This is a genomic window from Faecalibacterium sp. AM43-5AT, from assembly GCF_003603345.1.
Taxonomy (GTDB): domain Bacteria; phylum Bacillota; class Clostridia; order Oscillospirales; family Ruminococcaceae; genus Faecalibacterium; species Faecalibacterium taiwanense.
This window is the reverse complement of sequence record NZ_QVGZ01000006.1, coordinates 94,278-108,972: the sequence shown is the minus strand read 5'-3', so window position 1 is coordinate 108,972 and position 14,695 is coordinate 94,278. Positions and strand designations below refer to the sequence as shown.

Genomic DNA, 14,695 nt, shown 5'->3' with positions numbered 1-14,695 from the left:
TGTGTTAGTTTGTGTTAACAATAGTAATATAGGCTAACTTTGCGCGGTTGTCAATAGATAAAATGGTGAAGGTTTAACTCCCCCAGTCTGCTGCGCAGACAGCCCCCTCTGGGATGGGGCCTTTGGCATAGCGGGAAAGTTTGCAGCTAAAACGCAAAGCTTGCAGGCACGCCAGAGGCTCCCTCTCCGAGGACGACTTCCCCCGGCCGGGGGAAGATGTCACCGCAGATGACAAAAAGGGGAATCTGGCAAAACCGTCAGGTTTTGGCTGAGGGAGTTTGCGGCAACAAAAAAGCCGTGCCCCCTCTTTTTCAGAGAATGCACGGCTTTGAAAGCTTATGCGTTTACTTCACAGTGTGGTAGCCATCGGGGTTGTTCTTCTGCCAGTTCCAGCTGTCGGCACACATTTCCTCGATGCCGTATTCCGCCACCCAGCCAAGCTCGTTCTTTGCCTTGGTGGGGTCTGCATAGCACTCGGCAATGTCGCCGGGGCGGCGCGGGTCGATCACATAGGGGATCTCCTTACCGCATGCCTTGGAGAAAGCGTGGATCACATCCAGCACGCTGTAGCCCTTGCCAGTGCCCAGATTGCAGATGAACAGGCCGCAGTTCGTTTCCAGCTTCTTGATGGCGCACACATGGCCGCGGGCCAGATCCACCACGTGGATGTAGTCGCGCACGCCGGTGCCGTCCGGGGTGGGATAGTCGTTGCCAAAGACATGCACCTTTTCCAGCTTGCCCACGGCCACCTTGGCGATATAGGGCATGAGGTTATTGGGGATGCCGTTGGGGTCCTCGCCGATGAGGCCGGACTTGTGCGCACCAATGGGGTTGAAGTAGCGCAGCAGGGCCACGTTCAGGCTGGGGTCTGCCTTGCACACATCCTGCAGGATGCGCTCGGTGAACACCTTAGTCGTGCCGTAGGGGTTGGTGGTGGCACCGGTGGGGAAGTCCTCGGTGATGGGCACGCTGGCGGGGTCGCCATAGACGGTTGCGGAAGAGCTGAACACGAAGTTGTGGCAGTTGTGATGGCGCATCACGTCCAGAATGACCAGCGTGCAGTTGAGGTTGTTGTAATAGTATTCAATGGGCTTGGAAACACTCTCGCCCACTGCCTTGTAGGCTGCGAACTGGATCACAGCAGTAATGTCCGGGCACTCAGAGAAGATGTGCTCCACATCCTCGTGCTTGGTCATATCCGCCTTGTAAAAGCGGAAGTCCTTGCCGGTGATCTGCTTGATACGGTCCAGCACCACCGGAGATGCATTATAATAGTTATCTGCCACAACAACGTCGTAGCCAGCGTTCAGCAGTTCGATGCAGGTGTGGCTGCCGATATAACCGGCGCCGCCGGAAACCAAAATTGCCATAGCCTAGTACCTCTCTCGCTCATTTACATTACAGTTGATGCCGGCATTCCCCGGCCTTGCCTAAAGAATACCGCTTTTATGGCTCAGAATCAAGGGATGCGTCTTCTATTTAGATGAATTTTTGTTGCATCTTTGTTTTTGAGGTTTTGATTTAAAAGCGTTTTTTGGCATTTTGTCATGGATAAAAGGCACGGTTTGTGCAAAACATAGAAATGGTGTCAGCATCCTCGCCCTCTCAGGCATCGCGTAGCGATGCCAGCTCCCCCAAAGTGGGAGCCTTTGGCAGTCCACGCAAAGTTCCCGGTTTTGCCAAGGGCTCTCCCTTTGGGAGAGCTGGCGCGTCAGCGCCTGAGAGGGCGAGCCCGCTATAAGCAATTCCATTTACGCAAAAAACGCCTGCCGGAGCAGACGTTTTTGTGTGGTACATCATTTTTTACAATTTTCCGCACTGCTTGCCGGTGAAGAAGCGCAGGGTGGTGGTGGCGCGGAACACCTTGCCTGCCCGCAGCACCGTGGTGGGGAACTCCGGGTGGGAAGGGCTGCAGGGGTAGTGCTGGGTCTCCAGCGCAAAGCCGCCGTACTTCTGCATGGGCACGCCGCCCTTGCCGGGGGTGGGGCAGTCCTGCAAAAAGTTGCCGGTGTACAACTGGATGCCCGGCTGGGTGGTGTACAGTTTCATGCTGATGCCAGTCTTTTCACTGGTGACCCATGCGCAGATGCTCTGGCTGGAGCCGCGGGCGCGGTCGATCACAAAGCAGTGGTCGTAGCCACCGCCCACCATGGTGGTCTGGGCAAAGCCGGTATCGATATCCCGGCCAATGAGCTTTCCCTCGGTAAAATCCATGGGGGTGTTTGCCACCGGCAGAATGGCACCGGTGGGGCAGGTCTGATTGTTGCCTTCCAGATAGTTGGAGGCATAGATGCGCAGCTTCTGGCCCAGAACATCGCCCTCACCGTTCAGGTTGAAGTAGCTGTGGTTCGTGAGGTTCACGATGGTATCCGCATCCGAAGAGACGCGGTAATCCATGCGGAAGGCATTGTCCTCGGTGAGGGTATAGCGCACCGCCAGCTTCAGGTTTCCGGGGAAACCGTCCTCACCGTCCGGGCTCTCGGCCTCCATGAGCAGGGTGTCGCCAAAGGCCTTCACCCGGTACAGTTTGCGCGAAAAGCAGCCGTGCAGATGGTTGGGGCCGTTGTTGGCTTCCAGCTGGTAGGTCTTGCCGCCCACGCTGAAGGTGGCATTCTCGATGCGGTTGGCATAGCGGCCTACGAACGCGCCGCAGCAGGTGCTGCTGGAGGACGTGAAGTCATCCTCATAATCTGCCATGGTGTCGTGGCCCAGCACGACATCCACCGGGCCGTTCTTGGCCGGAACGATGATGTTTTTAATGATGCATCCGTAGTCCAGAACGCTCACCGTCAGGCCTCCGGGATTGGAAAGGATGTACTCTGTAACATTTGCGCCCTGTTTGGTCACACCGAAGGGCTTGGAGCGGATCTGTGCCATTGGGCATTCGCCTCCTCAGATTTTACTCGGACATACAGTCAGGCAGACTTCCACTGTATTCTATCTTATTTATGATTATATCACAGTTTTATACCTTTGTGGGGAACCGATTTTAGAATTTGCATCCAATTTTTCCAGCTATTTTTTGTTGAAATTATTCAGGTGGCGAGGCATGTAACACAAAAAAATCCAAGCCGCTCCGCTAAATGATTTTTTGTGTTACGCCGATTTTGAGTCGCTGCGCGACGAAACGTAAGGGCAACAGCATGTTTTCATGCTGACGCGAATGCTCCCGCAGGGAGCCAGCGTCAGCACATGCCGTTTGCCGTTATGGCCTTTCCCGTGAAAACGCAATGCCGGGCGGTCCGCAGACCGCCCGGCATTGCTCTATTATAAATAATTCTTCCGCTGATGATACGCAAAGCAAAGCGGCGCGCATTCTAAATCGTCATGCTGTCGTCAGGCTTCCGGCTGTGCCGTGCCCGCAGACTTCTGCGCCGCAATGAACTCGGCTGCATCGTCCGGGATGTCGTCCAGATCATCGTCGCTGCCAACATCCACGTTGAGCGGCGGCTTCTTGAACAGGATATCGTACAGCACCGGAACGATATACAGGGTCATCAGGGTGGCGTAGCTCAGGCCGCAGATGATGACGATGGCCATACCGCTCATCAGCTGGCTTGCCATATCGCCGCTGAACACCAGCTGCAGCATGGCCAGCACGGTGGTCAGGGTGGTCATGAGGATGGGGCGCATACGGGTCTTGCCGGTAGCCACCAGCGCAGCGCGGCGCTCCATGCCGCCAATGCGCAGCTGGTTTGCATAGTCCACGAACACGATGCCGTTGTTGACAACCGTGCCCATCAGCACGATGAATCCCATCAGGGAGATCATGGTGAGCTGCTGGCCGGTGATCAGCAGGCCCAGCAGGCCGCCGGTAAAGGCCAGCGGCACCGTGAACAGCACGATGAAGGGGGACAGCAGGCTCTGGAACTGTGCCACCATGACCAGATATACAAAGGGCAGGGCCAGAGCCATCCACTGCACCATTTCGTTCACCATGTAGTCGGTGCTCTCGGTCTCGCCGCCCAGCGTGACGCTGCAGCTCTCCGGCATTTCGCCGCTGGCTGCGTACTCGTCCAGCTTCTTCTGCAGCACGCGGGACTGCACCATGGTGTTGTAGCCATCCAGCGTATCCGCCGTCACAGTGACATACTCGGTCTGGTTCTCGCTGGTAATGGCATCCGGTGCGGTGCCGGTGGTCCAGCTGGCGATATCGTTCAGGGTGCAGGTACCATTGGTCACTGTGCCGTCTGCCGACATTTCGGTGGTCTCAAAGGTAAGCTCCATCATGTTTTCCTTGGTGACGGGGTCCAGATTATTGGTGATCTTCACCTCCATGGTGGTGCCGTTCACCGTGACGGGGGTCTGGGCCGTGGCGGTGGTGGTGAGCTTTGCCGCGATCTGCTGGTACACCTGCGCAACGGTCAGGCCGTAGGCGCGCACCTTGTCGCGGTCCACCTTCAGGATGATGGTGGCATCGCCGCTGCCAAGGCCGTTGTCCGCATTGGCAAAGCCCTCGGTATCGTTGACGATCTCCATTACCTTCTCGGAAACGGTGGTCAGCGTTTCCGGATCCTTGCCGTAGACCTTGACCGACAGGCCGGTGGCCAGCTGGCTGGTCAGATCATCGGTCATGCCGTACAGCTTGACCTCAGCGGTGCAGTTCTCGATCTGGGACACTGCATCCTCCATGGCCTGCCGGGTCTTTTCCACCTCACGGGAGGAAAGGCTCTCGCTCATCATGACGTTGATCTTGTATCTGCCGTAGGCATTGGCGGAGTTCAGGATATCAGTGATGGCAGTGGGCAGGCCCAGCTGGCTGATATCCAGACCGGCCATGCTGGTGTCGAGGGTGATGCCCACCTCTTCCACATTTTCCACATTCAGGGCCGCCTGTGCCACCTGACCCGCAATGGCATAGGATTCCTCCTTGGTCAGGCCGTCAGCGGTGGACAGGGTGATCTGCGCCTCGTTGCTGGTGATGCTGGGCAGCAGCTCCACGCCCATGTTCAGCACCTGCCAGCCGCTGAACACCAGCAGCACCACCGCCGCGATCAGGGGCAGGGCACGGTGCTGCAGGCACCATTCCAAACTATGGGCATACTTTTCCTGCACCTTTTCAAACCAGGCAAGGCGCTTGGGTTCAGCTTTTTTCAGCACAGTAGAGGATGCCGCCGGGACCACCGTGAGCGCCACGATGAGGGAGGCCATCAGGCAGTAACCGATGCACAGGGACATGGGCATCATCAGGCTGCGCACAATGCTGGCCGAGAACACCACCGGCAGGAACACGCACACCGAGGTAAGGGTGGAGGCCACCACCGACATGCCCACCTGTTTTGTGCCCTGCACGGCAGCGCGGGCCGCAGGCACGCCGCGGCTGCGCAGACGGTAGACGTTCTCAATGACGACCACCGAGTTATCCACCAGCATACCAATGCCGAGGGAAAGGCCGGCCAGGGTCATCACGTTCAGGTCCAGCCCGGTAAAGTACATGAGCACCACCGCGAACAGAACGGAAAGCGGGATGCTGATGCCGACCACGAGGGTGGGCTTGATATCCTTCAGGAAGATGGCCAGCACGATGATGGCCAGTGCAGCGCCCACCACCATGCTGGTGAGGATGCTGTTGATGACGATGGTGATGTAGTTGCCCTGATTGGACAGCACCACCATGTGCAGGCCGTCGTATTGTTTTTCCAGCTCTTTAAATGCGGTCAGGCAGTTGTCGGAGACCTCGCCTGCGCTGGAAGTCGCATTCTTATAGATTTTGAGGATGGATGCCTTTTCGCCGTTCAGGCGGGTGTAGCTGTCGGCGGAGTTATCAATGACCTCCACATCCGCCACATCAGAAAGGCGCACGTCGCCGTAGCCCTCCACATGCAGCAGCAAGGCACCGCTGATATCCTTCACACTGTCGTACTCTTCGCCGACTTTCAGCAGCCAGGACTCGCCGTCCTTATCCTGCACGTAACCGGCCGGCATGGAGAAGTTCTGGGCATAGATGAGCTGCGCCAGCGTTTCAATGTCCAGCTGCTTTGTCACATCGGCCTGTGCCAGAGCGTTGGTCTTGGCCGTCTCGTACTCTGCCTTGGCAGCCTCCAGCTGCTTTTCGTACTCGTTCAGCATTTCACGCGCTTCGGTGAACTGCATATAGGCGTTGAGCTGCTGCTGGGAGAAGCTGCCCAGTGCGCCGGAGAATTCGGTCATCAGCTGGGGCACATTGTCCATGGCCTTGATGGTGCTTTCCAGCGTGTTATAGACCACATTCAGGCTTTCCTGCAGCTGCATCTCATTGGCAAGATCCTCTGCGGTGCTGCCTTCGGAGCCGGTCTCGGTGTTCACGCGCTCCTGCAGCTTCTGCAGGGCGGTAGTGAGCTTATCGGTAATGGTGCGCAGCTCAGCCACAATATCGATCAGAGAGTCGATATCTCGCATACCGGTCTCGTTGAACTTGTCCATGACCTTCTGCAGACCGTCGCGCACCTCGATCAGGGCCTGCTGGATCTCAGGCTCCTTGACCACAGCGATCAGGCTGTTCACGCTCTCCAGAAGAGCCTGCGCCTGCGCGCGCACCGTTTCCACTGCGGCACCCACCTCGGTGCTCATCTGGCTCATGACCGAGTTGGACACCGTATTGCCAAAGTTTTTCAGCTGCTTTTCGTATTCCTTGCGTCCGGCGGTGATCTGCGCCTCGGCGCTTTCCAGCTGGGAGCGGGCTGCAGCCAGCTGGGTATCGATCAGTTCCAGCAGCTTTGCGTTGATCCCGTCGATCTTATCCTGATTGAGCTGCACCTGCACCAGCTTTTCCACCAGACCGCTGGACGAAACGCTGGACACACCGCCCTTGCGCTGCACTTCCGGCACAAGGGTGTTCTGGATAAACTCAGAAAGCTCGTACTGGTCGGCACCTTCGCGGCTGACAGCCACCGTCATGAAAGCATTCATGTTCAGGCTGTACTCAATGATGGAGGGGGTCAGACAGGTGCTGGGCAGGTCGCTTTTGGCCTGATCCAGCTTGTTGGACACCTTGACCAGCGCGCTGTTCATATCCGTATCCTCGGCAAACTCCATCAGCAGCAGGCTGTAGTTTTCTGCCGATGTTGCGGTGATCTTGGACACGCCCGGCACTGTGAGCGAGTTCTGCAGCACATCCGAGACCTCGCTCTCCACGCGCTCCGGGCTTGCGCCGGGATACACGGTGACCACCATCAGATACGGTGTGTTCACGTTGGGCAGCAAGTTCGTATCCATCTTTGTGACCGCCACAAAGCCCAGAATCAGGATCATGACCACTGCAACCAGCACCGTAAACGGCTTTTTGACACTGAATTTTTCCATTTTCTCCTACCGTTTCTCTGCCTTGCCGCAAAGCAGGACAGCTGCTTTCCCTGCGGGAAAGGCTACACTTCAACATTTTTATTATACACGCAAGCCCCCGCCTTGCAAGAGCGGGGTGGGATTCTTTTGCGATTCTTTAGATACTTTCGCAAGATTTTAACATTTGCCGTTCCATTTTTCCATTTTTCGGCTGCGGGTGCGACCAAATTCGGTCAGTCTTCCTTTATGGATACGCGGCAGCAGGGCAGATTGTTGCACCTTTTTAAAATTTTTCTGCTGAAGCGCCAGAGCCGCTTTTTGTTTTTTGCGTGGAAATGTGCATTTGAATATGTTATACTAGAGTACAGAATGGATCAGCAGGCTCTTTTTCGGGCCTTATCCTATAGATTCGACCGATAAAAACGAGGAACACTATGAAAAAAGTCATTTCCGTCCGTTTCAAAGAGAACGGCAAAAGCTATTATTTTGATCCCGCCGGGGCCGACATCAAAACCGGCGAATACGTGATCGTGGAGACCGCCCGCGGCATTGAGTGCGGCGAGGTGGTGCAGGGCGTGAGGGAGATCGCCGATGCGGCAGTGCCCAAGGCCCTCAAGCCCATTACCCGCATGGCCGACAGCGTGGATATCCGCCGGATGCGCCAGAATCGTGAGGACGAAAAGCGCGCCTACCGCACCTGTCAGGAGTGCATTGCCCGCCACGGCCTGGAAATGAAGCTTGTGGAGGCCGAGTATACCCTGGACCGCTCCAAGATCATGTTCTACTTTACCGCCGATGGCCGCGTGGACTTCCGCGAGCTGGTCAAGGATCTGGCCGGTATCTTCCACACCCGCATCGAGCTGCGCCAGATCGGCGTGCGCGACGAGAGCAAGATGATCGGCGGCCTTGGCATCTGCGGCCAGCCCTTCTGCTGCAGCCGCTTTTTAAAGGACTTCCAGCCCGTCTCCATCAAGATGGCCAAGGAGCAGGGCCTTTCGCTGAACCCCACCAAGATCAGCGGTGCCTGCGGCCGCCTGATGTGCTGCCTTGCCTATGAGGAGAGCGCCTACGAGTACCTGAACAGCATCATGCCCATGGTGGGCAGCACCGTGCGCACGCCGGACGGTCTTGGCACCGTGCTGGAGGTGAACCCGGTCTCCGGCTACCTGCGGGTGCGCTGCGGCACCGAGAGCCTTTCGCCCCGTTACTATAAGGTGGGCGTGTGCGAATATATCAGCGGCGGCAAGCGTGCGCCCCGCCGCCCGGACCCGGACGACGATTACTCCGGCGTGCGCAACCCGGCCCCGGTGGTGGCTTCCTCCGACGATGGCGAAAAGCGCTGCGCGGGCGGTGGCTGCGCCCGGAAGCGCGCTGCCGAAAAGGAGTGAGGGCCGCGCCGGCGGCTCTGAGGGGTTAGTCTGCTAAAACTAACTGTTCTTCGTGATTTTTGCTAAAAAACTCCTGCAAATTTGGCCATAAGTTAGCCTGTGCTTTTGTGCAACCCAACAAAAAACAGACTTTTGTGTTTTTCGGGTCACGGTTAGTCTTGCCTTTTCTCACCTGCTTTGTTAAAATGCAGGCAAGGATATGATTTCCAGAGAGACATGCACAGCCGTGCCATACATGACTCTTCATACAATACTTCGGGCACGGAGATAAAAAGGAGAGTTTATTATGGCACACAAGGTTTCTGACGCATGTGTTGGCTGCGGCGCTTGCGAGGGCGCTTGCCCGGTTGGCGCTATCACCGTTGATGGTGTTGCTTCTGTGAACGCAGACGCTTGCATCGACTGCGGCGCTTGCGAGGGTGCTTGCCCCACCGGTGCTATCACTGCTGAATAATTTTAGCAGCTGCACAAAAAACGCATCAAAAGCAGCAGGCCTGTCCAAAGCAGGTCTGCTGCTTTTTTGTTTTGCAGTAATTCGCACAAATTCCCCGAGCAATTCCACGCATTTTTTTGAGAGGGTACGGCACACTTATCTATGGAACATTCTACCGAAGTCTTGTATAATAGAACTATGGTTTATTGCTCGCCGGAGCATCGTTTCGCCTCCGACGCGCTGCTGCTGGCCCGTTTCTGTGAGCCAAAGCGTGCCCAGAAGGCCGCAGACCTGTGCTCCGGCTGCGGCATCGTGGCGCTGGAATGGCACGACCGGGGCCACCGCGGCCCCTGCATAGGGCTGGAGCTGCAGCCCGAGGGCAGCGCCCTGCTTTCCGCTGCGGTGCAGGAGCAGGACATCGGGCACATTGAGCCTGTCTGTGCCGACCTGCGCGCTTTCCGGCAGGGCGAGGGCAGTTTTGACGTGTGTGCGTGCAATCCGCCCTATTTCACGGATGGGCCCCAAAGCCAAAACGCAGCCCACGCCCTTGCCCGGCACGAGAACACCTGCACACTGGACGATGTGTGCCAGTGTGCGTTCCGCCTTTTGAAGGACGGCGGGCGCTTTGCGCTGTGCCACCGGCCGGAACGACTGGCGGAGGTGCTGGCGGCGCTGCGGGCTTCCCGGCTGGAGCCGAAACGTCTTGCCTTTGTAAAGAACAAGGCGGACGGCGCACCATGGCTCTTCCTTGTGGAAGCGCAGAAGAACCGCAAGACCGGCCTGCGGGTGGAGCCGGATGTGTTGATCAGCGCCGGTGCGGCGTTATATGGGAGGTAAACTATGGCAGGAACTCTTTATATCGTGGCAACGCCCATCGGCAATCTGGACGATATGCCGCCGCGCGTAGCGGCCACCTTTGGCGCGGCAGACTTTATTGCCGCCGAGGACACCCGTGTGACCATGAAGCTGCTGAACTTTCTGGGCCTGAAAAAGCCCATGGTCAGCTACTATGAGCACGCCCTGCAGAAGGGTGAGGGCATCCTGCGCCGCATTGAGGCAGGCGAGAGCTGTGCCCTGTGCAGTGATGCCGGCATGCCCTGCGTCTCCGACCCGGGCGAGGTGATCGTGCGGGACGCACTGGCCCGGGGCATCAAAGTGGTGCCGGTGCCGGCGGCCTCTGCCTGCGTCACCGCGCTGGCCGTGTCCGGGCAGGACACCTCCCGCTGGGTGTTTGAGGGCTTTCTGCCCGTGAACCGCAAGCAGAAAAAAGAGCGGCTGGCTGAGCTTTTGCAGGAAAAGCGCACCACCATCTTTTACGAAGCGCCCCACAAGCTGCGCACCACGCTGGACGATCTGGCCAATGCCTTTGGCGCAGACCGCAGCATCACCCTGTGCCGGGAGCTGACAAAGCTGCACGAGGATATCTGGAAGACTACCCTCGGCGAGGCGGTGGAGCACTACAAGACCAACGAGCCGCGCGGCGAGTATGTGCTGGTGATGGCCGGTGCGCCGGAGACCGCCGACCCGGAGCGGGAGCTGACGCTGGAGCAGGCAGCGCATCGGGCGCTGGAGCTGACCGGGCAGGGCTTTGGCCCCACCGCCGCAGCCAAGGCGGCGGCACAGGGTACACCTTATTCTAAAAGCGAAGTGTACAAGCAGCTGCTGGTATTGCAACAGGGCCAGCAGGCTGGTGAATGACAGCATCTCAGGTAAATGGTAATAGAGGAGGACCCCTTTTGTGACAAAACTTCTGGTTTTGAGCGACAGCCACGGCGGACGTGCCGCCATTGAGCGCGTGCTGATGAAAGAGAGCAAAAGCATCGATGCCCTGATTTTTCTGGGCGACGGCCTGCGGGATCTGGAACTGGCTCTGACGCAGTACCCCAAGCTGCGGGCCTACTCGGTGGCGGGCAACTGCGATTACGGCGCACTGGAACCCACCGACGGCCTTGCCGCCTTTGACGGCGTGGTGATCTTTTACACTCACGGTCATATGTACGGTGTGAAATACGATCTGGATACGCTGGCAGATGCCGCATCTGCCCGGGGAGCCGAGGTGGCCCTGTTCGGCCACACCCACATCCCCCATGCAGAGGCCCGCAGCGGGGTGTTCCTGTTCAACCCCGGCTCCTGCGGCCGGTGTTACACCGGGCCGGACACCTACGGCATCCTGACGCTGGACGAAGGCAAAGTGACCACATACGAACACAAAGAGGTACCCAGACAATGAGCATCAATGAGGTGCGCTATCTGCCGGAATGCGGCAGCACCAACGCTTACGCGAAGGAACATTTTGAAGAATTCGGCCCGGTGGGTGCGGTGTATACCGAGAACCAGACCGCAGGCCGGGGCCGTCTGGGCCGCAGCTGGGTGAACGCCGAGGGCAAGGCCCTGTATTATACAGCAGCCATCCGGGAACCGCTGGCCCAGCCTGCCACCCTGCCGCTGCTGGCAAGCCTTGCCGTGCGCACCCAGCTCAAGCTGCGCTACGGCGTGGACTGCCAGATCAAGTGGCCCAACGACCTTCTGCTCAATGGCAAAAAGGTCGTTGGCATCCTGTGCGAGAGCGTGAGCTACGGCTACCAGCAGCAGGGCAGGGGCATTTTGTGCGGCATCGGCATCAATCTGGCCCAGCCGCAGAGCTACTTTGATGCCGCCGGTCTGCCCAACGGCACCTCGCTGGCGCTGCAGGGCGCAAAGGTGGATCTTTCCACCGACCCCGCATGGCTGGCCGAGGGCCTGACCGACTTTGGCTTTGACCGCAACATGTATGTGTTTGCCCGCGATGGCTTTGCACCCTTCCGGGAGGAATACAAGGCCGCCTGCGTCAATCTGGGCCGCCGGGTCACCTTCGACCTGCCGGACGGCGGGCAGGGTGCAGGCGAAGCCGTCGATGTGGACGAAGAGGGCCGTCTGGTGGTGCGCACCGACAGCGGCGAAGTGCACGTTTTTACCGGCGAAGTATCGGTGCACGGCATCTACGGTGCCGTCTGAGTTTTATAAAGTTGTATGCTCCATGCGGACAGTTTTAAGTCTGCATGGAGTTTTTTGCACGCTTTTGCCCGAATTTCCCGCAAAATGCTTGAATAAACGAATTTTTTGTAAATTTCTTGTGTACATTTCCAGTTGCCAATTCAGTCATACTTTAGTATAATAGAGTACGTGCCAGCGCGTCCTTTTGGATGGGATGCGCGTGTTTAGGAAATCGGAAAACGGACAGCACAAGCGCCCTGCCCAAAAAGCAAGGCGCTTGTGCTGTCGCAAGGAGTGCAAGCATGAAAGATCAAGAATCCTTCAAGCCGTATATTCCTGCGGAAAAGATCACCGCAGAAATGACGGCGACCTCTGTGATCATGGGCATCATCCTGTCTGTGGTCTTCGGCGCTGCAAATGCCTATCTGGGCCTGCGCGTCGGCATGACTGTTTCTGCCTCCATCCCGGCAGCAGTCATTTCTATGGGCGTGATCCGCGTCCTGCTCAAGAAGAACTCCATTCTGGAGAGCAACATGGTGCAGACCATCGGTTCCGCAGGCGAGAGCCTGGCCGCCGGTGCCATCTTCACCATGCCCGCACTGTTCCTGTGGGCAAAAGAGGGCCTGTGCGACAAGCCCAGCATCCTGGAGATCACCCTGATCGCCCTGTGCGGCGGCATTCTGGGCGTTCTGTTCATGGTGCCCCTGCGCAACGCCCTGATCGTCAAGGAGCACGCCACCCTGCTGTACCCGGAAGGCACCGCCTGTGCAGACGTTCTGCTGGCCGGTGAAGAGGGCGGTGCAAACGCCTCCACCGTGTTCTCCGGCATGGGTCTGGCAGCCATCTTCAAGTTCATCGTCGATGGCCTGAAGATGATCCCCGCCGACATTGCCGTGGCCTTCAGCTCCTTCAAGGGTGCTCTGGGCATGGAAGTGTACCCCGCTCTGCTGGGCGTGGGCTACATCGTCGGTCCCAAGACCGCTTCCTACATGTTCACCGGTTCTCTGGTGGGCTGGATGGTCATTATCCCGCTGATCTGCCTGTTCGGCGCAAACATCTCCCTGTACCCGGCAGCAGCCGGCACCACCATTGCTGATCTGTATGCAGCAGGCGGTGCAGACGCTATCTGGTCCAACTACGTCAAGTATATCGGCGCAGGTGCCATTGCTACCGGCGGTATCATCTCGCTGATCAAGAGCCTGCCTCTGATCGCATCCACCTTCCGTGATGCCATGAAGAGCATGAAGGGCGGCAGTGCTTCCGGCACCTCCCGTACCGAGAAGGACCTGCCCATGCCCTTTATTCTGGGCGGCATCCTGCTCATCATCCTCATCATCTGGCTGGCTCCGGCCATCCCCGTCAGCCCGCTGGGTGCTCTGCTGATCGTCATCTTCGGCTTCTTCTTCTCCACCGTCTCTGCACGTATGGTCGGCATGATCGGCAGTTCCAACAACCCGGTCTCCGGCATGACCATTGCCACCCTGCTGATCGCTACCATGATCCTGAAGGCCACCGGCAACGTTGGCATCGAGGGCATGATCGGCTCCATGGCCATCGCCTCTGTCATCTGCATCTGCGCTGCCATTGCTGCGGATACCTCTCAGGACCTGAAGACCGGCTACCTGCTGGGTGCGACCCCGGTCAAGCAGCAGATCGGTGAGCTGATCGGCGTTATTGCCGCCGGTCTGGCCATCGGTGGTGTGCTGTACCTGCTGGACAGCGCATGGGGCTACGGCGGTGCCGAGGTCCCCGCACCGCAGGCTACCCTGATGAAGATGATCGTCGAGGGCATCATGGGCGGCAACCTGCCCTGGAACCTGGTGTTCACCGGTGTGTTCCTTGCCATTGCTCTGGAGGTCCTGCGCATCCCCGTGATGCCGTTCGCCATCGGCCTGTACCTGCCCATCTACCTGAACACCTCCATCATGATCGGCGGTGTTGTGCGCTGGTTCATGGACAGCCGCAAGAATGTTGACGCGAAGCTCAAGGAAGAGCAGACCACCCGCGGCACCCTGTTCTGTGCCGGTATGATCGCAGGCGAGGGCCTTGTGGGCATCCTGCTGGCTGTGTTTGCCGTGTTCGGCATCAGCACTGCCCTGAGCATTGATCTGGGCAACATTGGCGGCGTGGTCCTGATGATCGTGATGATCGCATGCCTGCTGGCCTTCTCCATGAAGAAAAAGAAGAACTGATGAGTAAGAAAAAGCAGTCCATCAACTATCTGGACCTCATTCCGCAGCGGGCGGAAACCCTGCGCTGGCACACAGACGAAGCCACCGGCCTTATCACCCTTGAGGTGGAGAACACCGGTGTGTTCAACACGATCGCGCAAAAAGTGTTTCATAAACCGCGCACCACACAGGTGCATCTGGACGAGACCGGCAGCTATCTCTGGCCGCTGATCGACGGCCAGAAGACCGTTGCAGACCTTGCTGAATGCATGAAGCAGCAGTTTGGCGAAAAAGCCGAACCGCTGTACCCGCGCATCATCAAGTATTTCCAGATCGTGGAATCTTACCACTTCATCCAGTTTCTGAACAAGTAAGCAAAAGCGGCACATCGGGCCTTTGTGCAAGGCTCCGAGTGCCGCTTTTTGCTGTTCTTTATTGTTTTTTGCAGTTTGCCGTGGTATTCTGTAATC

At 57.9% G+C, this 14,695-nt stretch carries 11 protein-coding genes; 8 read left to right on the top strand and 3 right to left on the bottom strand.

What is annotated here, in order from left to right:
• Positions 1-344: 344 nt before the first annotated feature.
• The 3 genes from galE to DW937_RS09080 all read right to left on the bottom strand — a co-directional run bounded on the left by galE (position 345) and on the right by DW937_RS09080 (position 7,281).
• A complete protein-coding gene (galE, locus tag DW937_RS09090) occupies positions 345-1,370 on the bottom strand; it encodes a UDP-glucose 4-epimerase GalE (protein WP_005937424.1) in 1,026 nt (341 codons plus the stop codon).
• Positions 1,371-1,803: 433 nt separating this feature from the next.
• Positions 1,804-2,877, bottom strand: coding sequence for an aldose epimerase family protein (locus DW937_RS09085; RefSeq protein WP_097776808.1), 1,074 nt, complete (start codon positions 2,875-2,877; stop codon positions 1,804-1,806).
• A 459-nt stretch (positions 2,878-3,336) separates the two neighbouring features.
• The gene (locus DW937_RS09080; protein ID WP_120120720.1) at positions 3,337-7,281 is read right to left on the bottom strand and encodes an efflux RND transporter permease subunit; all 3,945 of its coding nucleotides are present in this window, start codon (positions 7,279-7,281) and stop codon (positions 3,337-3,339) included.
• 413 nt (positions 7,282-7,694) lie between these two features.
• Between DW937_RS09080 and DW937_RS09070 the strand changes: the two genes are divergently transcribed.
• The 8 genes from DW937_RS09070 (at position 7,695) to DW937_RS09035 (ending at position 14,599) form a co-directional block, all read left to right on the top strand.
• Positions 7,695-8,648 carry a stage 0 sporulation family protein gene (locus DW937_RS09070; RefSeq protein ID WP_120020790.1) on the top strand — a complete coding sequence of 318 codons (954 nt, stop codon included), beginning with the start codon at positions 7,695-7,697 and terminating at the stop codon, positions 8,646-8,648.
• Positions 8,649-8,934: 286 nt separating this feature from the next.
• Positions 8,935-9,102 carry a 4Fe-4S binding protein gene (locus DW937_RS09065; RefSeq protein ID WP_005937576.1) on the top strand — a complete coding sequence of 56 codons (168 nt, stop codon included), beginning with the start codon at positions 8,935-8,937 and terminating at the stop codon, positions 9,100-9,102.
• A 141-nt stretch (positions 9,103-9,243) separates the two neighbouring features.
• Positions 9,244-9,918 carry a methyltransferase domain-containing protein gene (locus DW937_RS09060; protein ID WP_243111452.1) on the top strand — a complete coding sequence of 225 codons (675 nt, stop codon included), beginning with the start codon at positions 9,244-9,246 and terminating at the stop codon, positions 9,916-9,918.
• Positions 9,919-9,921: 3 nt separating this feature from the next.
• Positions 9,922-10,779: a 16S rRNA (cytidine(1402)-2'-O)-methyltransferase gene (rsmI, locus tag DW937_RS09055; RefSeq protein WP_120120717.1), complete on the top strand. Its 858-nt coding sequence runs from the start codon at positions 9,922-9,924 to the stop codon at positions 10,777-10,779.
• A 40-nt stretch (positions 10,780-10,819) separates the two neighbouring features.
• On the top strand, positions 10,820-11,311 hold the full coding sequence (locus DW937_RS09050; RefSeq protein ID WP_120120716.1) for a metallophosphoesterase: 492 nt from the start codon (positions 10,820-10,822) through the stop codon (positions 11,309-11,311).
• Positions 11,308-12,075 (top strand): biotin--[acetyl-CoA-carboxylase] ligase, encoded by a 768-nt coding sequence (locus DW937_RS09045; protein ID WP_118529175.1) that lies wholly within the window; start codon positions 11,308-11,310, stop codon positions 12,073-12,075. The genes DW937_RS09050 and DW937_RS09045 overlap by 4 nt, the downstream gene beginning before the upstream one ends.
• Before the next feature lie 281 nt (positions 12,076-12,356).
• A complete protein-coding gene (locus tag DW937_RS09040) occupies positions 12,357-14,246 on the top strand; it encodes an oligopeptide transporter, OPT family (RefSeq protein WP_097774115.1) in 1,890 nt (629 codons plus the stop codon).
• Positions 14,246-14,599, top strand: coding sequence for a PqqD family protein (locus tag DW937_RS09035; protein WP_120120715.1), 354 nt, complete (start codon positions 14,246-14,248; stop codon positions 14,597-14,599). The genes DW937_RS09040 and DW937_RS09035 overlap by 1 nt, the downstream gene beginning before the upstream one ends.
• Positions 14,600-14,695 lie beyond the last annotated feature (96 nt).

Coding starts and splice junctions, on each gene's coding strand:
- galE (WP_005937424.1), bottom strand. CDS start 1,370: ATGGCAATTTTGGTTTCCGGCGGCGCCGGTTATATCGGCAGCCACACC.
- DW937_RS09085 (WP_097776808.1), bottom strand. CDS start 2,877: ATGGCACAGATCCGCTCCAAGCCCTTCGGTGTGACCAAACAGGGCGCA.
- DW937_RS09080 (WP_120120720.1), bottom strand. CDS start 7,281: ATGGAAAAATTCAGTGTCAAAAAGCCGTTTACGGTGCTGGTTGCAGTG.
- DW937_RS09070 (WP_120020790.1), top strand. CDS start 7,695: ATGAAAAAAGTCATTTCCGTCCGTTTCAAAGAGAACGGCAAAAGCTAT.
- DW937_RS09065 (WP_005937576.1), top strand. CDS start 8,935: ATGGCACACAAGGTTTCTGACGCATGTGTTGGCTGCGGCGCTTGCGAG.
- DW937_RS09060 (WP_243111452.1), top strand. CDS start 9,244: ATGGAACATTCTACCGAAGTCTTGTATAATAGAACTATGGTTTATTGC.
- rsmI (WP_120120717.1), top strand. CDS start 9,922: ATGGCAGGAACTCTTTATATCGTGGCAACGCCCATCGGCAATCTGGAC.
- DW937_RS09045 (WP_118529175.1), top strand. CDS start 11,308: ATGAGCATCAATGAGGTGCGCTATCTGCCGGAATGCGGCAGCACCAAC.
- DW937_RS09040 (WP_097774115.1), top strand. CDS start 12,357: ATGAAAGATCAAGAATCCTTCAAGCCGTATATTCCTGCGGAAAAGATC.
- DW937_RS09035 (WP_120120715.1), top strand. CDS start 14,246: ATGAGTAAGAAAAAGCAGTCCATCAACTATCTGGACCTCATTCCGCAG.